This is a genomic window from Coleofasciculus sp. FACHB-542 (genome assembly GCF_014695825.1).
Lineage (GTDB): Bacteria > Cyanobacteriota > Cyanobacteriia > Cyanobacteriales > FACHB-T130 > FACHB-T130.
This window is the reverse complement of sequence record NZ_JACJPB010000034.1, coordinates 18,988-42,591: the sequence shown is the minus strand read 5'-3', so window position 1 is coordinate 42,591 and position 23,604 is coordinate 18,988. Positions and strand designations below refer to the sequence as shown.

The following is a 23,604-nucleotide window of genomic DNA, read 5'->3' as shown; positions in this document are numbered from 1 at the left end:
CTCTTGCTAAATGTTTCAGAATTTGTAATTCTACATCCATTGCCCTACTTACCTTCCAGAGTTTTTTCTTTTAATCCTTTTATTCAGAATACTCGGAAAGTGACAGAAGAGGGCTATGCTGAAAAACCTGGAAGCGAAGACTCAAGTTGCCTGTATTGTAAAGATTGCAAACCTGTACGCCGTATGGTTGCTGAAAGAATATAAGACTAAAGTGCGATTAAGTAAGATTAAGTGCGATCGCGCTGAGAGAATATCGCCAAACAAAATGTCTGTTAACGCAGTTATAACAGCGGGGATAACAAAAAGCTAACGACATCTTACAGCTAAAGCTCCTTTCTACCCTGGTCAAAAAGGGAAATGACGGTGGAAAAGCTATCAAGGGACATCAGGCGAATTGCCGCTAGCCCGACACAAAGCGTGGGACAACTAATTTAGAGCTGGGACTGACGTGACGGAGCAAGGCTGCAACAATGTAGAGAGAAGCCAGCGCTAGCCAGCGCTATTGTCGGCATTCAAAGTGTGTCACCTTAACAATGGTTCAATGACGACAGCAATCGCGCTCAATTCTGACTTAATTCAAACTCTGGATCTGTCGCCGGTGCAGTCGGCGATCGAAAAGTTGCTCCAAGAGGGAGCGATCGCATCCTCGGAACAGCAACTGCGTTTTGAGATTGACTATCCCCGCGAACCGGAAGATCCACGAGAACTCTCCGAAATCCCAGAAGTCCGTCTATGGTTTATTCGCTTAGATGCCCAATATCCCTGGATGCCCTTTCTGCTGGATTGGAAATCCGGTGAACTCGCCCGCTACACTGCTATGCTCGTGCCACACCAGTTCAATCGGACAGAAGGGATTGAGTACAATCCCGAAGCCCTAGAGATTTTTGTGATGCAAAAAATCTTTGTCTTGACACAATGGATGAAGCAGATGGGAATCCCCAGCACCTCTCGTGTAAAGTCAATGGCTAAAATGCTGGGCTATGAGCTGGATGATGCCTTCTTTGAGTTAATCGGCTGATATAGCCGTCCTAAATGCTTTGTAAAGGCGAGATACCCGACTTCTCCAAAAAGTCGGGTATCTAAACCACTGGTATCTCACAACTAACATGGGATTACTATTGCTATAGATACATAGATAGCAGATCAGCCTAGCTCCTAACTCCTCAGCCGTCTTTCACTCACTCCTCAGCCCTCAGTCCTAAACTCCTAACTCCTCAGCCGTCTTTCACTCACTCCTCAGCCCTCAGCCCTCAGTCCTAACTCCTCAGTCCTAACTCCTCAGCCCTCAGCCCTCAGCCCTCAGTCCTCAGTCCTAACTCCTCAGTCCTAACTCCTTTTTAAAGATAGCCTTCCAGCGTTTCAGGTTAAAATCAATTGCGGAAGACTCTAAAACATTGGGAGAGGTTCCGTTGCCTACACTTGGCGTCAATATCGATCACATTGCCACCATTCGGCAGGCACGACGGACAGTAGAGCCAGATCCGGTGACAGCAGCGGTGCTGGCAGAACTTGCCGGTGCCGATGGGATCACGGTGCATCTGCGGGAAGACCGGCGGCATATTCAAGACCGAGATGTGCGATTACTGCGGCAGACAGTGCGGACTCATTTAAATTTGGAGATGGCACCCACCGAAGAAATGGTCGCGATCGCTCTCGACATCAAACCCGATTACGTCACTCTCGTGCCCGAAAAACGCGAAGAAGTGACGACAGAAGGCGGATTGGATGTTTCCAGTCAAATCGACCGAATTGGGGAAATGGTGACAAAGTTGCAAGACGCCGGAATCCCCGTCAGCTTGTTCATCGACGCCGATCCCGGTCAGATTATGGCAGCTGCGATTATTAAGGTGAAGTTCATTGAACTGCACACGGGTTGCTATGCCGAAGCAGCAGATGAAGCCAGTCGAGAGAAGGAATTAGCCGTGTTAGCCAAAGGATGCGAGCAAGCGCGTGCTGCTGGCATCCGGATCAACGCCGGTCACGGTCTTACCTACTGGAACGTTTACCCTGTTGCTTGCCTTGAAGGGATGGAAGAACTCAATATTGGTCATACCATTATTAGTCGGGCAGCTCTTGTCGGAATAGAACGAGCCGTTCGAGAGATGAAACAAGCAATGTTCGGTCATTGGTAACAACTGAAGTGTCATGAGTCATGAGTCCTTAGTCACTCGCTAATGACTCATCATCGATTGCTAACAACCCATTACCCATTAACAACCTATTAAGATGCAAAATTACTACTACGTTCTGGCTAGCCAACGCTTTTTACTCGAAGAAGAACCCTTGGATGAAGTCCTCAAAGAGCGTACCCGTAACTACCACGAACAAGAAAAAGAAATTGATTTTTGGCTAGTCAAGCAACCGGCATTTTTAGAGGCACCGGAAATGGCAGCAATTAAGTCTCAGTGCCCTCAACCTTCTGTGGCAGTCATTTCTACGAATTCCCAATTTATTACCTGGTTAAAGCTGCGGTTAGAGTTTGTGCTGAGCGGGGAATTTCAGGCACCTTCCCAAAGTATCCCTAATCCACTTGCTTCCCTCGCATCCGTTTCCTGAGAAGGCAAAAGTAAACAGTTAAAAATTAAGGAAAAAAGCAAAAAGGAAAAACTGAAAACATGAAAAAAATCTTTCTTTTGCCTTTTGCCTTTTTTCTTTTGCCGGGTGCAGTTGCTTCTGCTCAATCGTCGCCTCCCACTTGCCAGCCGCCTCCCCAAGGCGAGTATTTGGTATTAGTGGGAAGCCAAACGAGGGAAAGTCAAGAGCAAATTCAACGAACGTTGCCTAACAACACAAGTACGTCAACTTGTAAATATCTTGAAGATACGATGACGCGGATTGGTGGCTTCAGGAGCGTGGAAGATGCCAACGGTTGGGCACGTTATCTGAATGAGATTGTTGGGCTATCGGCTTTCGTTCTCCGACCTCCAGAGGCACCGGCAAATCCAAATGCACCCACCTATAAACCGCAGGCACTCGGTGCTGGTTATGCGGTGTTGGTGGATTATTCAAGCAAACCGGAAGTAGCGGCTCAAGTACGGCAGATGTTGGGTCGCGATGTTGGCTTGGTTTCCTATGTCCAACGTCCTTATTTACTGGCGGTTTACACAACCAATTCAAATGAGGCAAATTCGGCTTTAAGAAGATTGAGCGATCGCGGTTTTTTGGTAATGCTAGTCGATAGCCGCCGAGTGACACTGCTCAGGTCATCAGTGGTGAGTAAATAGCCAATCGTAGCGAGCGGTCATTAGTCCTGGTCACTCGCTAATCACTAATGATCGCTCGCTAATACGCTGGCCCTGCTAAGCAGGAGACAGCGATGCCGAGTGCTGAACCGACAATCACCTGAAACGGCGTATGTCCCAGTAACTCCTTGAGACGGTCTTCGTTAAACTTGTGATGTTCTTGAAATAGCTCATCGATAATTTGGTTCAGGATGCGAGCTTGCTTACCCGCAGCCTGACGGACGCCAGCGGCATCGTACATGACGATAACGGCAAAAATGGTGGCTAGTGCAAATTCAATACTGTCCCATCCCACCGTTTGTCCAATGCCGGTTGCCAGCGCTGTTACCAATGCTGAATGAGCGCTTGGCATCCCGCCAGTGGTAACTAAGACGCGCACATTCACCTTGCCATGTTGGGCTAAGTCGATGATCAGCTTGGATGCTTGAGCAATTAAACAAGCTACGGTCGCAACCAGTAGCACATGGTTTTCTAGGATGTGGGCAAATTCCTGCATTTTGTTTTGCGTTGGGTAAAAGCGAGCAGCATGGTTCGTATGAGCGTTAAGGAGTGAGGGGTCGAGAACTCAGGATGAAATAAACGGATCATCCTGCTTATTTTCTAGTGAGTGCGAGTAGTAATGAAATCTGCGATCGCAATCAGGGGATTAGCTTTTTCTCCAAAGGTTGCCAGTTCTCCTTTGGCGGCGTCAATCAGTTGCTGAGCCTTAACTTTTGATTCCTCAAGTCCCCAAAGCCTCGGGTAAGTTGCCTTTTGGGCTTGGATGTCTTTCCCAGCAGTTTTCCCCAACTCCTCCTGAGTCGCCGTGATATCCAAAATGTCATCCACAATCTGAAACGCCAACCCAATATTTTGGGCATAGCGAGACATTCGTTGTAAGGTTTCCAATTCTGCTCCCGCTAAAATCGCGCCGCAGACCACACAAGCTTCTAGTAGCGCACCTGTTTTGTGGGTATGAATGAAAGTGAGCGTTTCTTCCTGAATATCCGGCTTTCCTTCAGATTCCAAGTCAACGACTTGACCGCCCACCAATCCCTCAGCACCAACCGCTTTGGCTAACTGAGCAATCACCTGTAACACTCGCGCTGCCGGTACATTCTGGGTATTTGAGGCAATGAACTCAAAGGCGTATGTCAGTAGACCATCCCCCGCCAGAATGGCAATATCTTCACCATAAACCTTATGGTTGGTCAATTTGCCCCGCCGGTAGTCGTCGTTATCCATCGCCGGTAAGTCATCGTGAATCAAGGACATGGTATGAACCATCTCCAGGGCGCAGGCAGTGGGCATCGCCATTTCTAGGGTGCCTCCAGCCAGTTCGCAGCTGGCAAGGCAAAGAATTGGACGCAGGCGCTTGCCTCCAGCCAAAAGCGAGTAGCGCATCGCCTCATAAATTTTCTCTGGATATGTGACTGGGAGGGAACTATCCAGAGCTGCTTCTACCAGAGCTTGTTGTTGAGTCAGGTAGGTTGAAAGGTCAAAGGTCGCTGATTCACCTTTGGGAGCATGAAGGTCATCTGTCGCTAACATCCCGTGATTCCTTGTAGCACAGTCGTTTCCGTAACAATTTTACGGGGCTTTGGGTCACAAAAAGTTACGAATTATGAGCGATCGGTGTTAAGTGATGGAATTCGTCCAGAATCCTCGCGCCTCAAACTGTCTTGATTCAATCAAAACTAGAGATAGCGCTGGCTGTAGCTCCAGACTGTATTTTGCAGCAGCATGGCGACGGTCATCGCGCCAACCCCGCCGGGAACTGGGGTGATAAACTGCGCGACCTTTTTGACGGAATCAAAGTGGACATCTCCCACTAAACGGGAGTTACCGGCGTCGTCGGTGACGCGATTGATGCCGACATCGATGACGACCGCACCAGGTTTGACCATCTCGGCGGTAATCAGCGCTGGACGCCCCACGGCTGCCAACAGAATATCAGCGCTGCGGGTAATGGCTGGGAGATCGTGCGATCGCGAGTGGGCGATGGTAACGGTGGCGTCTGCGTCTAAGAGCATCAAAGCCAACGGCTTGCCCACAAGGATACTGCGCCCCACCACCACTGCCTGTTTCCCCTTCACATCAATCTGGTATTCCTGCAACAGGCGCATGACTCCGGCTGGCGTGCAGCTGCGTAAACCAGCTTCAGAGCGCACCAGCCGCCCTAAGTTAAGGGGATGCAGCCCATCGGCGTCTTTATCTGGATCGATTCGATGCAGCAGGGAAACAGCGTCTAAGTGGCTAGGTAGGGGCAGCTGAACGAGAATTCCATCAACCCGCTCATCTTGATTCAGGTTTTGAATTACTTGCTCTAGTTCTGAAGCGGTCGTTTCCGTCGGGAAATGGGAACCATAGGAGGCAATCCCGACTTTGGCACAGGCGCGTTCTTTATTCCGCACGTAAGCAGCGCTGGCTGGATTATCGCCAACCATCAGCACTGCGAGTCCCGGCGGGCGTCCCGCATTGGCTTGTATTTGCTGAATTTGCTCTTGTAGCTGTCCGTAAATTCGTTCAGCGAGGGCTTTACCGTCTAATAGTTGGGCGATTGATTCGTCCATTGTGGTGTCAGGAATATGGGCAGGAATTCGTTCTTTGGGGATGAAACAGAGCGCATCTGTCATAGGATAGTTTCGCAGATTTCCCACCCTTACTGCCAAAGGATAATGAGAGAAAAGTAACGCGATCGCGTTTTTCCGTTTGCCTTGTAGCTGCATCTTGGGGGGATTTCCTTCGCCTTCTTTGCGTTTAATCTTATTTGAGACAGTCCTGCCCGACTGTAAATCTTTGGAAGATTCACTATATTTGTACCAGTCAGAGCCATCTGGATAGGGATAAGTATTAATACCGAAATAGTGAGAAACTTGAGATTTCCCCGATGCAAGATATGAGGTCAGTCAAAATCCGGGTATTGCAATTCAGCACCACCACACTACTTTTAGGTGGGTTGTTCGGCTGCGGTCATGTGGCTCAGTCTGGATTGGGTCTGTTTAACAACCGCAGTGTCCCGATCACCAGTATTAGCGATCTTCAACAGAGTTATGAGGGCAACCCAACGGTTTATTTGGAAGGCAAGGTAGCATCTCAAGCGCCTTTTGTGGGAAGCGGCGCTTATGAGTTGCGAGATGCGACGGGAAAAATATGGGTTTTCACCAGCCAGAATCTCCCCGATAGAGGAGATGAAGTTTTAATCAAGGGGAAAGTACAGTATCAAAGCATTCCCTTCGCAGGGAAAGATTTAGGAGAAGTTTTTCTTCAGCAGCAGGAACAGCTAGAGCGGAAGCCAGCGAAAAAGGGAGTGCCTTTACTACCGGAAGGAAGCTATGAAAAATAAACCAATTGTTGAGGTAGCGATCGCCATCCTCTATCGCCACGGCAAATTTCTCCTCCAGCTGCGCGACAACATCCCCGGTATTCTCTACCCCGGACACTGGGCATTTTTTGGCGGGCACCTCGAACCAGGAGAAACCCCAGAAGAAGCCATCAAGCGGGAACTGCTGGAGGAAATCGGCTATACACCGCCCGCGTTATCATTATTTGGCTATTATCCCGATACCTACGTTCTTCGCCATGTCTATCAGGCACCGCTTCCCGTGGAACTTAACCAGCTAGTGCTAGGAGAAGGTTGGGATATGGATTTATTAACGCCTGAAGAAATTCAACGCGGCGAGGGTTACTCTGAAAAAGCTAGGCAAGTACGACCGTTAGGCACTCCTCACCAAAAAATTTTACTGGATTTTATGGACAAGTTTCCTCAATTGACTGTGTAGCCAGAAGCATAACTTTTTAGTTGTTATGAATCCCGATTTCAAAACCTCAACATGATGCAATCAGCAAACAAATTACCGCGATGGGTCGTTTTAGGATTGGCATTTCCCCTCGCCGTTCTCAATGGTTGGCTATTGCTACTCGTGTTGCAATATTTTCAACCTCTAGTTAACGTTTTTGTTGCCGCCCTCTTGCTGGCTTTTGTATTAGACTATCCTATCCGGTTTTTACAGCAACAAAAAGTTAAACGGAACAATGCGGTCGTCGCTGTTTCCCTAGTGGCGTTGCTAATTTTGGTAGGTTTGGGACTTACCTTAGTTCCGATTATTTGGCAACAGCTCAACGAACTGGCTAATATCTTGCCTAGTTGGATTGATTCGGGGAGGCAACAACTCCAAGCTTTTCAAATTTGGGCTGAAACTCAGCAACTTCCGATTAATTTAGGCGGAATCGTTACTCAACTTACAGACCGATTATCCAGTCAACTTCAAAACGTAACGGGTAGAATTCTTAATTTTGCCTTTGATACGATTGGCACTGCTGTCAATGTTCTGCTAACAGTGGTTCTAACTTTCTATCTAATATTAAATGGAGATCGTCTCTGGGACGGAATTTTTAAGTGGTTTCCGGCTAGCTTTAGTTCCCAAGTAAGGCAAGCTCTCCGCGAAGATTTCCATAATTATTTTATCGGTCAGGCGACGTTCGCTGCTTGGAGCGGATGTGTGATTACGCTGGCATTTCTGGCTTTGCGAGTGCCGTTAGGATTATTGTTTGGAATTGCAATTGGTTTTTTGGCTCTTTTTCCCTTTGGTGCCGGAATCGGTATCAGCATTGTTAGTCTGCTAGTAGCATTACAAAATTTTTGGCTAGGGGTGGAAGTGTTAGCTGTAGCCGCCGCCATCGATCAAATCAATGCTAATTTCATCGCGCCTCGCATTTTAGGTGGTTTTACTGGCTTAAATCCTGTTTGGATTTTGCTTTCGCTGTTGATAGGAGCGAAGCTGGGAGGGCTATTGGGGTTATTAATTGCCGTACCTTTAGCGAGTTTCATTAAAAGTACCGCAGATAGCTTGCGCGACGGAAAATGGAGCGAGATAGAGGAGATTGAATCTGACTCTACACCCTTAAATGTTTCGCCTATCATAGCGCCCAATAGCTTAGCGAGCGATGCCGGGAGTTGATGACTGTTTTAATTGGTACAAATGCCCCTTGAGAAGGCAAGACTAATAAATGTTTCTTGAATCAACGCCGATAGTTTGGCATAACGGAAAGTTAGTTGAACGGGAAAATGCTGCGCCTTCTATTGCTAGCCATTCTCTGCATTTAGGTATCGGCGTTTTTGATGGGATCATGGCTTATTGGAATCGCGATCGCTATTACATTCATCGCTTAGATGCACATCTAGATCGCCTTCGCAATGGTTCTACACATATTGGTTTGGGTTTTTCTTGGTCGAACGAAGACCTGAAAGCAGGTATTCTGGGACTTTTAGAGGCAGTTCCGGCAACAAATTACTATATCCGACCGATTGTTTATCGTTCGGTGCCTCAACTGAACTTTAACGATACAATGCCAGTCGATGTAACCATCTTGGCGGTGACGATTCCTCGCGATGTTGATAAATCTCTGACTTGCCACATCTCCCCTTATGAACGGGTTTCTGGTAATGCAATTCCAGTGGCGTGGAAACTCTGTGGAACTTATGTAAACAGTTATTTAGCTCGTCGCGCTGCTGAAGTGGCTGGATTTAATGATGCTATTTTGCTTGACCAACAAGGCAGAATTACTGAAGCGGCAGTAGCTAATCTTTTTCTTCTGCAAGAGGATAGAGTAATTACGCCTGCGCTGACTGCGAATATTTTCCCTGGTATCACCCGCGCCACACTGCTTGATATTGCAGGGGAATTAGGAATTGAAGTGGTTGAACGGGATGTGCGACCAGAGGAATTAGGGAATTTTGACGGAGCTTTTCTGGCTGCGACGATGATGGAGTTGAAGCCATTAGCAAGTATTCATCCTTATGAATATGATTCGGCAAATCATCCTCTATTTCGACGCTTCTTGAAGGAATTTCGCGAAATTACGCACCAGTAGGAACGATTTTTAGCATCTCGCAAACTTCCTTTTGTGGAGACACGATTAATTGCGCCTCTACATCCCCTGGCGGGTGAAGACGTTCAGTACAAGATTTCAGGTTAACAAACTGCAAACAACGGCAAGAGATACGTGCGGTAAAGTCATTAAAGACCACGGCGTAGCACTGACTTTCCATGAACGTTCCTGACTCGGCATCTACCCCGACCGAACCCAAAATCCGTAACGCTGACTCACGACTGGTGGATCGCAGCAAGCTGAGTAAGATGTACCACCATTACGTAGAAGTGAAGGATAAGTATCCTCATGCGCTGCTGCTGTACCGGGTGGGAGACTTCTTTGAAACCTTTTTTCAGGATGCGATCGCTGTATCGAGAGAATTAGAACTTGTCCTCACCAGCAAGCAAGCGGGAGAAATTGGTCGGGTGCCGATGACGGGAGTGCCGCACCATGCTTGGGAACGCTACACGACTCAGCTGGTGGAGAAGGGATATGCGGTGGTGATCTGCGACCAAGTAGAAGACTCTGCCGATACTGACCCTGGAAAGCTGGTGAAGCGGGAAGTGACGCGGATTCTCACCCCCGGTACGTTGCTGGAAGAAGGGATGCTGAATGCGCGTCGCAATAATTACCTGGCGGCGGTGGTGATTGCCGGAAATCATTGGGGTTTAGCTTATGCAGATATTTCTACTGGGGAATTTCTAACTACTCAATCGAGCGAATTAGAGCATTTGACGCAAGAATTGATGCGTTTGCAGCCTTCTGAAGTTTTGGTGCCAACAAATGCGCCAGATTTGGGCAGTTTGCTGCGACCGGGGGAGACTTCCGAGCATTTACCGAGTTGTTTGCCGCCATCTTTTTGTTATGCATTGCGATCGCAAACTCCTTTTACGGCGGGTGAATCGAGACATCGACTATTGCAGCGGTTTAAAGTACGAAGTCTAGAAGGACTCGGTTGCGAACACCTCCCCCTGGCTGTCCGCGCTGCGGGTGGTTTGCTGGAATATCTGGAAGACACCCAGAAAGAAAACCTCGTTCCTCTCCAGTTCCTCCGCACCTACACCCTCAGCGATTATCTAATTCTCGACCACCAAACCCGCCGCAATCTAGAAATTACGCAAACGGTGCGGGATGGCACCTTTCACGGTTCCCTGCTTTGGGCGTTGGATAGAACTAGCACAGCGATGGGGGGACGTGCCTTGCGGCGGTGGTTGCTGCAACCGCTACTGGATATCAAAGGCATTGCAGCGCGGCAAGATACGATTCAAGAATTAGTCGAAAATAGCTTCCTGCGGCAAGATTTGCGCCAACTGTTGCGACAAATTTACGATTTAGAACGGCTAACGGGTCGCGCTGGTTCCGGCACGGCAAATGCGAAGGATTTAGTTGCTTTAGCAGATTCTCTGGCAAAATTGCCGGAATTAGCGGAACTGGTGGCGGATGCTTGCTCTCCGTTTATGAGAGCTTTGCAGAAGGTGCCGCCGGAATTGGAACAATTGGCAAAGCGACTCAGCGCCCATTTGGTAGACGCGCCTCCCATCCATATCAAGGAAGGCGGTTTGATTCGCCCCAATGTGAATGTCCAGTTGGATGAAATGCGAAGTCTTGCCCAAGAGGATCAGCAATGGGTGGCGAATTTGGAGGTGACGGAGAAGGCGCGAACCGGAATTTCCACGCTGAAGGTGGGCTTTAATAAGACATTCGGCTACTACATCAGCATCTCTCGTACCAAAGCTGACCAAGTTCCCGATAACTACATCCGCAAGCAAACGCTGACGAATGAGGAACGCTATATTACTCCGGAGTTGAAGGAGAGAGAAGCGCGGATTTTGACGGCGCGGGATGACTTAAATCGCCTGGAATATGAGATTTTTACTTCTTTAAGAGAAGAGGTGGGGCAATACGCTGAACAAATTCGCACGATTTCTCGTGCGGTGGCGGCGGCTGATGTGTTGTGTGGTTTGGCTGAGGTGGCGGTTTATCAGGGTTATTGCTGCCCTCAGATGGTGGAAGGTCGGGAAATTCGGATTAGTGATGGGCGTCATCCGGTGGTTGAGCAGTCTTTGCCACCTGGGTTTTTTGTGCCGAATTCGACTGGGTTGGGGAGGGGGGAGTTAACCCCACCCCAGCCCTCCCCGCAAGCGGAGAGGGAGAACCTCACCCCGCTTGCGGGGGGAATCAGGGGGGTAGAAGAAAGACCGGATTTAATTATTTTGACGGGTCCGAATGCGAGTGGGAAGAGTTGCTATTTGCGGCAGGTGGGGTTAATTCAGTTGATGGCACAAATTGGTAGTTTTGTGCCAGCTAGGGCGGCGACTTTGGGAATATGCGATCGCGTTTTTACCCGTGTTGGTGCTGTAGATGATTTGGCGACGGGTCAATCTACTTTTATGGTGGAGATGAACGAGACGGCGAATATTCTCAATCATGCGACTGCGAAGTCTCTGGTTCTCTTAGATGAGATTGGTCGGGGGACGGCTACGTTTGATGGTCTTTCGATTGCTTGGGCGGTGGCGGAGCATCTTGCCAGTGAAATTCGCTCGCGGACGATTTTTGCCACTCATTACCACGAATTGAACGAACTTGCTTCAATTTTGCCGAATGTGGCAAATTACCAGGTGACGGTGAAGGAGTTACCCGACCAAATTATCTTTTTGCATCAGGTGCAACCGGGAGGCGCTGACCGTTCCTATGGCATCGAAGCAGGGCGGCTAGCAGGTTTACCCGCACCCGTGATTCAACGCGCCAAGCAGGTGATGAGCCAAATTGAAAAGCATAGCAAAATTGCTATCGGGCTGCGCCAAGGTGGGCAGGTAGAGGAATCATCTACCTTCTAGAGAGGAAAATGCATACTTCTGTCTTTTTGGCAAGATTATTTTCCTCATACTCAGTCCACTTGATAAATAATCAAGCGGGACTAAAATCAGTAAATCTTTATACAAAATTGCTAACAATTCAGTAGTTTCTGGGTTTCATTTAGGCACCTAGAGGGCGCACATTAGTATTAGGGATCGGGCACCGTAGTTCTACTAAAAAAAGATTAATTAGGGAACTTATTTGCAGGGTGTTAGTGTCTGAATTCCTATCAACCAGTACGCATTAGCACTTTTCGTAGCAACTATAAACGAGTTAGCGTTCCGAAAGGTGGCATCTCCAAAAGGAGATTCGCAGCATTAACGAGAAGGCTCGCTTCAGGAATTAGGGAAAAGCAATCTGCAAGTCAATTCATACTTAATTTGCCGGAACCTTTAATTTTTTCCGGAAATTGTAAGCATCTGGGTGCATATTCTACCAATACAATTAATGCCCTTTGTAATAACAGCACCCCTGTCAATGTTTGCTATGGAAGAAGTTACTACCCCTGCCTCTCCCACAGAAACTATCGCTCAAAAGGCTAGCCAGCTAAGCCTAATTGTTCAGGCTTTGGTGTTGACGGGCATTTTATCTTTGACCGCTACACTAACGCTCCCCAATCGCAAAGTTACGATTTCAAATCCTCGTTCTGGGGTTAGTTTATTAACATCGGTTCAGAATGCGGTTTTGCAGGACGTGTCTCAACATTCAGGGTTGCCAAAGTCGGCGCTAAATATTGTCCAAACTCAACCGCAAACTTGGTCTGATGACTGCTTAGATATTAATAACTTGGAGGTGCTTTGCACCGAGATGCAAGTTCCTGGCTGGCAAGTCACGGTAGGGAATGGGCAACGCCGCTGGATTTATCGCACAAATGCATCTGGCTCGATGGTGAAGCTGGCTCAAGGCGTCACACCCAATCAATAGAGCGGAAAGTAGGGAAGGTTACTGGCGATCGCTATCGAACGTATATAATTCGTGCATCTAGTCTCAGCGATCGCAATGCATAATAGATACTTTTCGCACTGGATTGGTCGGGAAATGACCCCGCTAAAATGTAATTTCCTAAATTTGACTTGGCGATCAATGCATCGGGTACGCACTGACGCACTTGTTCCAGCGTGGCTTCACTTCCGGAGGGAACCACGACCACATAGTGATATTTAGGCAGGCGTCCCAGAACGATTAAATTGCCTTCCTGACGAGTATTAAAACCGGGTCTTTGCGATATATTCAGTAGCTCGGAACAGGGCGATGCTTGCACGCTTGACGCTTGCAAATTCCAAATAATCCAACTAACCGCAGCTAATATAATCAACTTACTGACTCTAGGAAAAGTTTGAAAATTAGCTGTTAGTTTGTTGTCAGCGATTGGTTGTGTAAAAGTGGGTTTAATCAAGATATCTGCTAATCGCGAGTAGATGCACAAATCCTCTTCAAACGGTGAAGTTAAAAGAAATTTCACGCTGGGTGTGCCGCTTTAGGCTGAAATATTCAGTGGGGGTGCGAGCGCTTCCGCTGGATCTGCCAAGTTGACCTTCTCTCCCTGGATGCAGTAAATAATTGTTGCCTGTTCTCGTCCCCGCAGTTGAATGGCGCGGACAGCAGGCCCGTGATAGCGATCGCTTGCATAAGCAAATGTACTGCCACTGACAATCATTTGGTAGGGGTTGTGAATTTTTACTTCTTTATTCATCGGTTCCAGTCTGGCGGCAACATTGACGGTATCCCCCAAGACTGAATAATTCAGGCGTCGGGAACCTCCCACACTTCCGGCAACCACTGGACCCGTGTGAATGCCAATCCCTATCTCAATCGTAGGCTTGTTAGCGTTGTGGAAGCGCTGGTTGAGCTTTTTGAGTCGTTCTTGCATCGCAATTCCTGCCGCGATCGCATTTAGGGCGTCCTGTTGAATTTCTTCCGGCGTGGTGTGCGAAAACGGAATCCCGAAAACCGCCATAATTGCATCCCCAATATATTTGTCGATCACACCGCCACGATCCATGATGCAATCTGTCATGGCGTCTAGGAACAGGTTCAGCCACTCGATTAATTCCCCCGGCGGTAGTTTCTCGGAAATACTGGTAAAACCCCGGATATCGGCAAATAAAACCGTGACCATCATTTCTTGGGCTTGCAGCTTCCCTTTGTGGAAGATTTCGTCTTTCCGGTGCCAAATGAGGTCAGCCATTTCTGGCGCAACGTGCTTGGCAAACAAACTCATCAGCTGTTGCTTTTCATATTGTTCTCGCAGCTGAACGCCGATCCCAGCAGCGATCGAGGTTCCCACAGGTGCGACGATGGGCAACCACCAGCCATCGTCGATGAAGGCACTCAGGGCAAAGATTACCCAACCACTCGGTAACAAAATAGCGATCGCCATTCGCGCCCACACTCCCTGTTTTAACAACAGCCAGCTAGTAATCGGGGCAATCCCCAACAACAAGAGCATTACTGTTGTTTTAGGCAGCGTGTGCAGCAGCTTGTCGTTCAGCAAGTTATCAATTAACGCAGCATGAAGATAAACTCCAGCGGTCGGGGGATTTTGATTGTAAGGCGATCGCAAGCGATCGATAGCGGTTGCCGTGACACCGACTAAAACAAACTTGTTGGCGAAGGCTTTCGCGTCAACTTTGCCTTCCATGATTGAGGCATAAGAATAGGTGGAGACATTTTGGGTTGGCCCAGGCCAGTTAATCCAGACATCTTTACGCCTCTGAACCTCAGCCAGATGAGGCAGGGATACCGCCTCTGGTGCCTCTAGCAGCATTGCTAAACCGAGAGCGGGTTTGGTGCCAAAAAAGAGGGCTGCCTGTCGGCTAATGCCGTCTGCGTCGGGATTGTGCCAAATTTGACCTTCCCCAAGTGCCGCTTTTTTTAATTCGGGTAATATTTCCAGAGGTTGCCCGCGATTGTCCCAAGCCGTTGCCAAGATGACATTGCCAGATTTAGCGATCGCTTTGGCAAATTTCTCATCCCCTTGGCCTGGATCGACGAACAACACATCGAAACCAATGACTGCTGGAGAGGCTGGTTCTAGCTTCTGCAACAATTGGGCATAGCGATCGCGCGACCAAGGAAATTTCCCGTATTTCTTTAAACTCGCATCGTCAATCGCAATCACCGCGACCCGACGATCCCAATTCGTCTGCGGTAAGATACTGGCGCTACGAGCTTGAAACAGCGCACTGTATACAAGCCGTTCCAGGGGTTGCCATGCCCCTATCTGCCATAACCCGACAGACAATAAACCGACCATTGCGCCCGGAACGATTGATTGACTGCTAGAAATAAAACGCTGATTTTTTTTAAACCAATTTTTGATTAACACGTTGATTCCATCAAAAACATCAACCATCGTGATTGCTTGCCTGGAAACATACGGACTTTTCCCAAGCGTTCCGCACGCTCACCGGATGGTAAATGCCCCTGATGGAATACTGAAGTTATAGCAATTCTCTGTTCTTGGATGCAGTACGGTTTAACCCCACCCCTGCCCTTTGCCTTGAACGAGGCTACCGTGTATACACAAGTCTTCTTGAACTTGCAAGTCCCGTTTTGATCCCCCCAACCCCCCTTGAAAAGGGGGGCGAATTAAGTCAAAGTCCCCCTTTTTAAGGGGGATTTAGGGGGATCAATCAACGTTTTGCCAATTAATCAAAGATGTGTATACACCGTAGGGGTTGGGGGTGAGGTTACGAGTGTGTATATATGCACTAAGAGTGAGAACTGCTACAAGCTTGATTCAGACAAAACGCGATCGCATCACGAGATACGCGATCGCGTCACAGTATTGGCGCTTTCAAGTTCTTTGACGACTTCTCCAGTAACTCATGCCCTTGAGAATTTTCACCTCACTCGTGCGGAGGATTTTGCCAATTGATTCGCGTTCCCAAACTCAGATTGAGAACGCGAATTCGTGGGTTGCTGCCTCGTCTTTTCCGACTAAAAAGGAGAGGAAAAGGCTATCCGATAAAAATTATTGATTCACAGGATTCTCCGATGTCCCCGCACTATTCGGAATTTCCAATTCATAAACTTGTTGATTGCCCAAAGGATTCCGCACGACTAATCTCAGCTGCCGATTAGACGGGATTGGCACCACCGTATCGAGTTGTCCCTCGCCTCCCGTATCCACAATCTGATTATTCACTAACACTAAATTGATTGGGTCTACCGTTCCAGTGACTCTAACTTGACCATCGCCTGTCACCGATAGAACCTGTAATTTCAGTCTCGTGTCACCCGTTGTCACCTTGGGAATCGTTGGAGCCTGTCCCGGAACAATTAAAGCAGAATACCCCGGCTCTACCAACACAGTTTTCCCTCGCGCACTAAAGGCTACTTTGCCTCGGATAGTTGAAAGCCCAGTTTTCCCATTGGAACCGACGGTGACGCCAAATTCTGTGCCTCTCGTCCCAGCAACGCCCCCAGGCGTCTCCACTTCAAAGCTAGAGTTAGGGTTAGTAAAAGATCGCACTTTGGCGCTGACCTGTCCCTTATCCATATAAAGGCGCGTTTGTTTGCTACCATCCTTACTTGTCTTTAAAGTCTTGACTTGCACGTTGGTGTTTTCGGAAACCTGAACCGTACCGATGCCATCTTCCATCGCCAAAACAGCACTGGCGTCGAAGTTGGTGCTGAGACTACCGGATGCCTGCAAGCGATCGCCAACTTTCACTGGCTTTCCTTGAGTTGTTACCGTACCGTTCGTTTCTTTGACTTCTATCGAGCGTGGACTAACCGCAGCTCGGACACTTTCGGAGATAAACGATAAGGAAGTAAGGACTAAGCTACCGGCTAACAGGGATAATCCTAGTAGGGTGACTGGAAAAACAGGGAACTTCATAGAGAATCGGGAGCCATAACGGGTGAACGCAAAGACGATTTAAGGACTACTGAAAGAAAAAAGGTTTCTACAGCAACTTTGGTATGATTCTTCGCTTGCAACAATTTCAAATCAGGATTCTGACAGCTTCTCGCCGTTCCTGGCGGCAGTTTTTTTTGAGTTGCCTCTTGACACTGGTTGTTTCTTTCAGCTGCCTGCTGGGGACGCCATCAGCTTTAGCGGGTATCAACGACGACAACTTTGACGGGAATGTTTTTCTCCTCTATGGCGGCAATGCCTCGCTGGTTCCCCCGCGAGTGGCATTGGCAGATTCTCTTAAAGGAGGTAAACCGGCATTGTTGGTGTTCTACGTGGACGACAGTAGCGATTGCAAGCAACACGCAATCGTCGTTTCGCAGCTTCAAGCTTTTTATGGTCGAGCCGCTGATTTCATCCCCATCGACGTAGATTCGATTCCAGTACAATCCAACTTTACACCTACGGAACCGGGCTACTACTACGAAGGCCTCGTCCCCCAAACAGTCTTGCTAAACCAGAAGGGCGAAGTTGTCCTCAACCAAAAGGGTACGGTGGCGTTTGAGAAAGTAGACGATGTTTTCCGTGAAGTGTTTAACTTGTTACCTCGCTCAGAATCGGTGGAGCTGAAGCGGCGACTCGTGAATGAGTTTAATACGGAGTTAGCGAAGTAAGTGGAGTTTTGTGGGTGGAGAATCTTGACTGTTTCAATTTCCGACAGGCGCGATCGCTCAACTCACAAGACAAAATCCTTGACAAATTTAGCAAAGTGTTCGTTTGCTCTCACTTCTTCAGTTTCTTCAGTAGCAAAAAACTCGATTCCTGCTCAAAAGGGGTGATTCAAAGTTTTGTGCAAATACTAAACTTCTATCTTGAGCTGTAATCTAAATTATATTAAATCTCTAGCTATAGATTGAGTTAGGTGCTGTTTTGAACCAATAACCTGAGTATCAAATAGCAGCAATCTTAACCATGAATTCTTCGATTTTTTCTCAAGCCTGTCTTTTACCGTCTGCAATCATTGACTTATCTGCCAAAGTTGCTGAATCAGGTCAGATAACAATTACAGACCGTTGCGTACTCAGAACAGCACTGCTTGAAAATTCTCTCAGCGAAGATGAACAACTTTTGCTGAACCGAATGCTTTATGCGGTTCGTCGGGGACGTCTGGCGCTGGTTAATGAATTTTAGCTTCTGAATGTAAATCTTGATTATTCGGTACCTTTTTTAATCGTAATTACTGCGACTCTCTCTGAAATTATTGACTTTTGAAAAAGAAAATTATTCCTTATCTCCATTGGTCTATTCGCTACCAAGTAGTAGGAATTAAAAATCGACGATTGCACTAATGATTAGGGTCATCTACTACCATAAGCCGGTCTTTGGTAGCGCCTGTTAGCGAGTTGTTCGCGACTTTGGCGACCAATTTGACCATTCACTAGAGGCAAAGACTTTTGCGGGTAGTTCATTCAGTACCTCGGCTGGAGCATCTACCTGATACAGGTCAATACAGCAGCCGCACCCTTCGTTATTGGACAAATATCGGATCTTGCCTTTCCACTTCTTAATCCATTCCTTAACTAACTCTTGTTCGGGTGTTTTGGCATTAACACAAATGCTGGCTTTCGGCATTGAGATTTTCTCCAGTCAGAGGAATAGATAATACTGAACTGATAAAGCTTTAAGAAGTAAAAGTTCTACACAAAATCGGTCGTTATTTTTTGCTGTTTCATTGGGTCTGCCTTTATCTAGCAATCCTAAATGATTTCTGAATGAGAGATACCCGACTTCGAGAGAGAAATCGGGTATCTAAACCGTTGGCATTTAACCGCTTAAGGATTACTATCTGCTAACCGGATGAGATCGCTCTCATCTGGCTGTCGTTCCTTGTCCAGTTGAAAAGCTCGCCTTTTCCCAATTTTAGGGTTAGCAGCGGGAACAAAATTAGACGATTTGCGATCGTATTTATTTATCTAGCTTAATCCGGTATCCGCGCGATCGCTATGCTAGAGATTTTCCAGTTGTCTTAAGGCGGTTCTCTGAACTCGACCTTGGCTTGTTTCGAGGAAAATTTCTCTGGCGAAATTTAACCGATCTCACCCAATTGGGTTATTCCATCGTAGGAAGTTGAGACCCGGAAAATAGAGCGAATATATGCCACAAAGAAAAATATTCTCTGACTTTTAAATTTCCTTGAGGGGAAAATTATGAAAATTGGAATGCACACCACAGCACGCTCTCTCAGATCTGCTGCTACGGTTACTGTATTATCTGCACTGATAATTGCTCCAGTCGTCCTATCAGCAAATCCTGCGGCTGCTGAGCCTGAAAGAGGACGGAGGGAGCAAACCTGTTTTTTGGGGATTTGTTGGGATCGAGGAGAGTCGTCAAGGCAAGACGATTATGACCGAGATGATGACTATCGACGCGATCGCCGTAACGACGATTATGACTATCGACGCGATCGCCGGAATGACGATTATGACTATCGACGCGATCGCCGGGATGGCAGTTATGACTATCGCCGCAATCGGTCAAACGTCTCCAATAACATTAATAGAATTTATCGAAATGTGTTAGGTCGTAATGCCGATCGTGAAGGACTGAGGATGTATAGACAACGGGTAGAATCCGGTTGGTCACTGGAGAAAGTCCGTCGTGACATTGCTGACAGTTCAGAAGCAGAACAAGCGATTAACCGACTTTATCAAGGTGAGCTAGGTCGTAATGCCGATCGTGAAGGACTGAGAACGTACAAAAGACGTTTAGCAGACGGTTGGTCGCTCGATCGAATCCGTCAGGATATTTCCAGAAGTAGAGAAGCCAGATCGAGAAGAGGTCAATAAACTTTTCTCCTTGCTGTATTCCTTACAGTAAGTTTCAACTTAAAGGCGCATCCACAGGTGCGCCTTTAGACAAGCGAGAAGTTATGCTGGTGATTACCTACATAGGTTGTAGTTGACAAAGCAATAAGCCAAACCACTGATTCGGATCGCTCCAAATTTGGAGTGTTTTTAACCCTCTTGTCTGAAGTTCCTGTTGCATGGCGTCGAGGTTAAATTTGCGGGAAATTTCCGTGAGGATGGTCTCGCCGCTTTCAAATTCAATCGTTAAATTGAGGGCGTTAAGTGTGACAGTTTGCGATCGCATACTCCGCAGATGCATCTCGATTTGATGCTCGGATTCGTTGTAAAACGCCCAATGTTCAAACTGAGAAGGGTCAAAATTGCCATCAAAGCGCCGATTCAGGTGGTGCAGGATATTCAGATTAAACGCCGCCGTCACGCCTTGGCTATCGTTATAGGCTGCATCCAACAAATGTTTTGGTTTTTGCCGGTCTATTCCGAGTAAGAAATACTCGCCCTCTTCCAGAGCCTCGGCAATTTGGGTGAAGAAGCGATCGCATTCTTGAGAATTTAAATTACCCAAGGTGCTACCCAAAAAACAGATCGTTCGACTAGGCAATTGCGTCGGTGCCAGTCGTGTCAATGCCAATTCATAAGTGCTGGCTAAAGCGTGAACCTGGAGGGAGGGATAATCAACTAGCAATTCCCTGGCACTACTTTCTAAAATGCCAGCACTCACGTCAATTGGCAGATAGCGCAGTGGGTAGCCGATTTCTTGGTAGGCATCTAGCAGAATCCGGGTTTTTGTTGAGCTACCGCTTCCCAGTTCTACCAGTTCGCTTTCCCCCGTCAACTGAGCAATTTCACCCGCGCACTTTTGTAAAATAGCTGTTTCTGTGCGCGTTAGATAATATTCAGGTAACTCACAAATTTGCTCAAATAGTTGGGAGCCTTTGTCATCGTAGAAATAGCGCGGCGTCAGAGATTTGGGAGTCTCACTTAAACCCTTCACAACATCAGTTCCGTCAATTTCTTGATTTTGTAACTGTGCCGTGGCGCTGAGTAGATGCTCTATCTGCAAGCGTTTTTCTATCGTAGATTGGGAAGCAGTTTTACCGCTTGCAGTTTTAGAAATTGTCATTTATCCTCCGTTTGTGTGGGCGCGAACAGCCGAATCATTGCGGCATCTGCTTTTACGCGATCGCGAGGGTCAAAATAGTTGGCTATAACCGTCAGCTAGTGAAACACAAAGCTATATTGAATAAAATCATGCCTGAGCTAGATGTATTTAGACTCAGGCTACTTGTTATACATTTTCCTGATAAATCGGCAGCTTATTTCAGTAAATAAAAAATCGGGCTGTGTTGATACATGATTGAAACGCCATGTACCACTATTTCTTAGCTCCTAATTTAGCGGGGGTTGGGGGAATCGAGTCAAGCAAATTCGGTCAGATTCCCCTAGCTCTCATCAATTAGAGGGAGAAATACCGATTGGATGCAGTACGGTTTAACCCCACCCAGCTCTTCCCCATTTACCCAGAGAAGTTCAATATTCTCCCCTCTCCGTTCAAGAGGGGCTGGGGGTGAGGTTCCGAGTGTGTCTATTGCACTTGAATTAAAACCGCTATAGATATAGCTACTTCGCACAGCGAAATCCAGACAAAATCTGACGGACGCTCGGATAATACCAGTTGCGGAAGCTAGAGCGCAAAGCGGCGGGACGAGTCGCCCAGCTACCACCTCTCAATACCTGATGCTCTCCATCAAAATAAGTCTTGGAATAACCAACGTAAGGGTAACTGACAAAACCGTCATAGCCATCAAAGCAGGTAGAAGTCCACTCCCAGACATTGCCGAGCATATCGTAGCAACCATAGGCACTCTGCCCAGAGGGATAAGCATTTACGGGTGTCGTTTGCCCTGCCAAGTTATCGTGGTTACATCGCTCTAGGTCTAACTCAGCCTCGCCCCAGGGATATGTGCGGCGACACAGTGCGATCGCATCCCAACTGGCTGCTTTTTCCCACTCTGCCTCGGTTGGCAGTCGCTTCCCCACAAATCGGGCATACGCTTGTGCCTCGTACCCGGAAACGCCGCAGACTGGATGATTATCCCAAGCTGTGTCAGGTGCCCAGTATAGGGGCTGATTCACGGGATTTTCTTGCAGCCATTTCCACCCAGCTTCTGTCCACCATCGGGCATTTTGATATCCTCCCGCTTCCATAAACGCCCGGTACTGTCCGCAAGTGACGGGATAACGGTCAATCCAGTAGGTATCCAAGTAAACTCGGTGAACTGGACGCTCGTTGTCTAAAGCTTCGATGGACTCGTTGCCCATCTCAAACTCACCCGCCGCAATTTCAACCATCTCCTCTAAGATGGGGTGATTGCACGTTTCCGGTAGGTTAGCACGATTTCCTACGTGGAATTGGGCGTCTCGACGCTGTAATTGCAGCACGAAAGAGATAGTTTCACTATGCTGGCTCTCATGCTGAATTAACCAGCGCCAAAGGCGTTCTTGCTCATCTAAAGGTGCAACTTCCAGGTAATCGAATACCTGTTCTCTAACTGTGTGCAGATAGCAGCGAATTTCAGTGAGCAGGGGTAAATAAACCCGTTGCATTTTGGGTAAGCCATCCGCCGCAAATAAGCGTTGATAACCAGCGATCGCATTTTGTCCCCCCTTAGAAACGGGAAGTTCTAGCGTTTTACCCGCAGTACGAACCAGCAGCCACAAAGCCTCGGTGTAAGCAATGTGCCCTAAATGCCAGCCAATCGGGCTAAAGTCGGGATGCACCTGACGACAGAAGGTGTCGTAGTTGATGCCTTCAAATAGTGCTAAAGTACCGGCACGGCAGCGCTGCATCGATTGTTTGATTTGTTGCCGCCGCTCATCAAGGGTACTCGCTCTGGCTACTTCAGAGTTGATGGATTTGAACTTCAAGGTCTTCTCCCACACTAATCATGCTTTGTTCGGGGAACCCGATCCAGTTGCCAGTAAACAATGGTTCAGATGCGATCGCTACTGCTTCTGGAAAGATAGGATCGTCCCGCAGCCAATACAGTGAGGGAACATTTGTTCCCTGAGCAAAGCGCGAGGCAACCATCCGATGTCCATCTGTGACAATTATGTTGGCAGAGATTGGTGTGTGGTAAGCATCCGCTAACTCGGTTAAAGTCATCAACGTTTTGTACAGTGCTTTTTCCAAGCTCATCCCAGGGTTAGATGCCAATTCATTCAGGAATAAGGCAAACATATGCTCGGAGTCTGTCGTGCCGTCAATAGATTGGTAAATTTCATCGCTCAGTCGGCTCCGAATCGGTTTATACAGTGTCTTGCGAAAGTTTTTGATCGCACCATTGTGTGTGAACAAGAGACGCTCGGAACGAAACGGCTGGCAGTTACTCAAATCTACTGACTGACCAGTAGTAGCGCTGCGAACATTGGCAAGGACGCATCCCGACTCAATATAACGGCTGAGGTTGGAGACATTCGTATCACCCCAAATGGGCAGCAAATTTTTGTAGATAAAGGGGTCGGTCTCTTTTTGGGCGTGATACCAGCCAATTCCAAAACCATCGGCACTAACGACACCAGAGGTCATCTCGCGGGGTTCATAGCTTTGGACAATCAGCGAGTGTTCCGGTTTGGACAAAAGGCAGTCCAGTAGAATAGGCGAACCGAGGTAGCCAAGTATACGGCACATTTTCTAGGGTTTGCTCCTACATTAATGGTTGAGATTAAGCTCCAAACCTTAAAAAAGGCTGAGATTTGGGGTGAATTGGCGATAGGAAATTGCTGAGAAACCGATGAGTTTGACGTTCGTTAGATGAACGTCGTTCCACATGAAAAGCTTATTTTTGTTGAACCATCAGTCGTCCAAGAGAATCCGCAGCCAAAAGTAGCAACTTATACTGCAAATGCAAGAGCGATCTCTTTCATA

26 protein-coding genes are annotated in these 23,604 nt (G+C 47.7%); 15 read left to right on the top strand and 11 right to left on the bottom strand.

The features are described 5' to 3' along the window. The 5 genes from H6F52_RS25465 to H6F52_RS11875 all read left to right on the top strand — a co-directional run. On the top strand, window positions 1-204 hold a 204-nt coding region (locus tag H6F52_RS25465), incomplete at its 5' end, for a hypothetical protein (protein ID WP_206754035.1). Window positions 205-541: 337 nt separating this feature from the next. Next, window positions 542-1,018 (top strand): CRR6 family NdhI maturation factor, encoded by a 477-nt coding sequence (locus H6F52_RS11890; RefSeq protein ID WP_190411366.1) that lies wholly within the window; start codon window positions 542-544, stop codon window positions 1,016-1,018. A 391-nt stretch (window positions 1,019-1,409) separates the two neighbouring features. Next, entirely contained in the window at window positions 1,410-2,132 is a 723-nt protein-coding gene (locus H6F52_RS11885; protein ID WP_190534832.1) for a pyridoxine 5'-phosphate synthase, read from the top strand. A 94-nt stretch (window positions 2,133-2,226) separates the two neighbouring features. Continuing rightward, complete coding sequence (locus H6F52_RS11880; RefSeq protein WP_190436491.1) at window positions 2,227-2,556, top strand: MgPME-cyclase complex family protein; 330 nt, start codon at window positions 2,227-2,229, stop codon at window positions 2,554-2,556. Between the two features lie 59 nt (window positions 2,557-2,615). Next, on the top strand, window positions 2,616-3,224 hold the full coding sequence (locus tag H6F52_RS11875) for a hypothetical protein (protein WP_190534830.1): 609 nt from the start codon (window positions 2,616-2,618) through the stop codon (window positions 3,222-3,224). A 58-nt stretch (window positions 3,225-3,282) separates the two neighbouring features. Here the strand turns inward: H6F52_RS11875 and H6F52_RS11870 are convergent, their stop codons facing one another. The 3 genes from H6F52_RS11870 to folD form a co-directional block, all read right to left on the bottom strand. Continuing rightward, window positions 3,283-3,738, bottom strand: coding sequence for a divergent PAP2 family protein (locus H6F52_RS11870; RefSeq protein WP_190428920.1), 456 nt, complete (start codon window positions 3,736-3,738; stop codon window positions 3,283-3,285). A 104-nt stretch (window positions 3,739-3,842) separates the two neighbouring features. Next, complete coding sequence (crtE, locus tag H6F52_RS11865) at window positions 3,843-4,772, bottom strand: geranylgeranyl diphosphate synthase CrtE (protein WP_190534827.1); 930 nt, start codon at window positions 4,770-4,772, stop codon at window positions 3,843-3,845. A gap of 146 nt (window positions 4,773-4,918) precedes the next feature. After that, entirely contained in the window at window positions 4,919-5,794 is an 876-nt protein-coding gene (folD, locus tag H6F52_RS11860) for a bifunctional methylenetetrahydrofolate dehydrogenase/methenyltetrahydrofolate cyclohydrolase FolD (RefSeq protein WP_190534847.1), read from the bottom strand. A 326-nt stretch (window positions 5,795-6,120) separates the two neighbouring features. Here folD and H6F52_RS11855 point away from each other — a divergent pair, with 326 nt between their 5' ends. From H6F52_RS11855 to H6F52_RS11840, 4 genes are read left to right on the top strand one after another with little or no spacing between them, the layout of a single operon-like run. After that, on the top strand, window positions 6,121-6,567 hold the full coding sequence (locus tag H6F52_RS11855; protein WP_190534824.1) for a hypothetical protein: 447 nt from the start codon (window positions 6,121-6,123) through the stop codon (window positions 6,565-6,567). Beyond that, window positions 6,557-7,003 carry an NUDIX hydrolase gene (locus tag H6F52_RS11850; RefSeq protein ID WP_190534821.1) on the top strand — a complete coding sequence of 149 codons (447 nt, stop codon included), beginning with the start codon at window positions 6,557-6,559 and terminating at the stop codon, window positions 7,001-7,003. The genes H6F52_RS11855 and H6F52_RS11850 overlap by 11 nt, the downstream gene beginning before the upstream one ends. Window positions 7,004-7,057: 54 nt before the next feature. Next, window positions 7,058-8,182, top strand: a complete 1,125-nt coding sequence (locus H6F52_RS11845; RefSeq protein ID WP_190534843.1) for an AI-2E family transporter — start codon at window positions 7,058-7,060, stop codon at window positions 8,180-8,182. A 49-nt stretch (window positions 8,183-8,231) separates the two neighbouring features. Continuing rightward, complete coding sequence (locus tag H6F52_RS11840; protein ID WP_190534817.1) at window positions 8,232-9,095, top strand: aminotransferase class IV; 864 nt, start codon at window positions 8,232-8,234, stop codon at window positions 9,093-9,095. Here H6F52_RS11840 and H6F52_RS11835 read toward each other — a convergent pair. Next, window positions 9,082-9,273, bottom strand: coding sequence for a hypothetical protein (locus tag H6F52_RS11835; protein WP_190534813.1), 192 nt, complete (start codon window positions 9,271-9,273; stop codon window positions 9,082-9,084). The genes H6F52_RS11840 and H6F52_RS11835 overlap by 14 nt on opposite strands. Here H6F52_RS11835 and mutS point away from each other — a divergent pair. Together mutS and H6F52_RS11825 are read left to right on the top strand one after the other, a co-directional pair. Further along, window positions 9,272-11,932: a DNA mismatch repair protein MutS gene (gene mutS, locus H6F52_RS11830; RefSeq protein WP_190534810.1), complete on the top strand. Its 2,661-nt coding sequence runs from the start codon at window positions 9,272-9,274 to the stop codon at window positions 11,930-11,932. The genes H6F52_RS11835 and mutS overlap by 2 nt on opposite strands. Before the next feature lie 505 nt (window positions 11,933-12,437). Beyond that, the gene (locus H6F52_RS11825) at window positions 12,438-12,875 is read left to right on the top strand and encodes a hypothetical protein (RefSeq protein WP_190429281.1); all 438 of its coding nucleotides are present in this window, start codon (window positions 12,438-12,440) and stop codon (window positions 12,873-12,875) included. Between the two features lie 31 nt (window positions 12,876-12,906). On the opposite strand, the gene H6F52_RS11820 is transcribed toward H6F52_RS11825, so the two are convergent. After that, window positions 12,907-13,413: a hypothetical protein gene (locus tag H6F52_RS11820; RefSeq protein WP_190534806.1), complete on the bottom strand. Its 507-nt coding sequence runs from the start codon at window positions 13,411-13,413 to the stop codon at window positions 12,907-12,909. Window positions 13,414-13,428: 15 nt separating this feature from the next. Beyond that, window positions 13,429-15,306, bottom strand: coding sequence for an adenylate/guanylate cyclase domain-containing protein (locus tag H6F52_RS11815; RefSeq protein ID WP_199300525.1), 1,878 nt, complete (start codon window positions 15,304-15,306; stop codon window positions 13,429-13,431). A gap of 345 nt (window positions 15,307-15,651) precedes the next feature. Between H6F52_RS11815 and H6F52_RS11810 the strand changes: the two genes are divergently transcribed. Continuing rightward, a complete protein-coding gene (locus tag H6F52_RS11810; protein WP_190429283.1) occupies window positions 15,652-15,831 on the top strand; it encodes a hypothetical protein in 180 nt (59 codons plus the stop codon). Window positions 15,832-15,927: 96 nt separating this feature from the next. Here H6F52_RS11810 and H6F52_RS11805 read toward each other — a convergent pair whose 3' ends face one another. Further along, on the bottom strand, window positions 15,928-16,797 hold the full coding sequence (locus H6F52_RS11805; RefSeq protein WP_190526763.1) for a FecR family protein: 870 nt from the start codon (window positions 16,795-16,797) through the stop codon (window positions 15,928-15,930). Window positions 16,798-16,880: 83 nt separating this feature from the next. On the opposite strand from H6F52_RS11805, the gene H6F52_RS11800 reads away from it, so the two are divergent. Together H6F52_RS11800 and H6F52_RS11795 are read left to right on the top strand one after the other, a co-directional pair. Further along, entirely contained in the window at window positions 16,881-17,486 is a 606-nt protein-coding gene (locus H6F52_RS11800; protein WP_190411379.1) for a thylakoid membrane photosystem I accumulation factor, read from the top strand. Window positions 17,487-17,784: 298 nt separating this feature from the next. After that, window positions 17,785-18,003 carry a hypothetical protein gene (locus tag H6F52_RS11795; RefSeq protein ID WP_190411380.1) on the top strand — a complete coding sequence of 73 codons (219 nt, stop codon included), beginning with the start codon at window positions 17,785-17,787 and terminating at the stop codon, window positions 18,001-18,003. 204 nt (window positions 18,004-18,207) lie between these two features. Here the strand turns inward: H6F52_RS11795 and H6F52_RS11790 are convergent, their stop codons facing one another. Next, window positions 18,208-18,444, bottom strand: coding sequence for a hypothetical protein (locus H6F52_RS11790; protein ID WP_190411381.1), 237 nt, complete (start codon window positions 18,442-18,444; stop codon window positions 18,208-18,210). 575 nt (window positions 18,445-19,019) lie between these two features. Here H6F52_RS11790 and H6F52_RS11785 point away from each other — a divergent pair. Continuing rightward, window positions 19,020-19,658, top strand: a complete 639-nt coding sequence (locus H6F52_RS11785) for a DUF4214 domain-containing protein (protein ID WP_190534803.1) — start codon at window positions 19,020-19,022, stop codon at window positions 19,656-19,658. A 97-nt stretch (window positions 19,659-19,755) separates the two neighbouring features. Here the strand turns inward: H6F52_RS11785 and egtD are convergent, their stop codons facing one another. From egtD to egtC, 3 genes are all read right to left on the bottom strand, one after another. Next, window positions 19,756-20,799: an L-histidine N(alpha)-methyltransferase gene (egtD, locus tag H6F52_RS11780; RefSeq protein ID WP_190534800.1), complete on the bottom strand. Its 1,044-nt coding sequence runs from the start codon at window positions 20,797-20,799 to the stop codon at window positions 19,756-19,758. 497 nt (window positions 20,800-21,296) lie between these two features. Continuing rightward, window positions 21,297-22,589, bottom strand: coding sequence for an SUMF1/EgtB/PvdO family nonheme iron enzyme (locus H6F52_RS11775; RefSeq protein WP_347276210.1), 1,293 nt, complete (start codon window positions 22,587-22,589; stop codon window positions 21,297-21,299). Then, on the bottom strand, window positions 22,579-23,367 hold the full coding sequence (gene egtC, locus H6F52_RS11770) for an ergothioneine biosynthesis protein EgtC (RefSeq protein WP_190411384.1): 789 nt from the start codon (window positions 23,365-23,367) through the stop codon (window positions 22,579-22,581). The genes H6F52_RS11775 and egtC overlap by 11 nt, the downstream gene beginning before the upstream one ends. Between the last annotated feature and the right edge of the window lie 237 nt (window positions 23,368-23,604).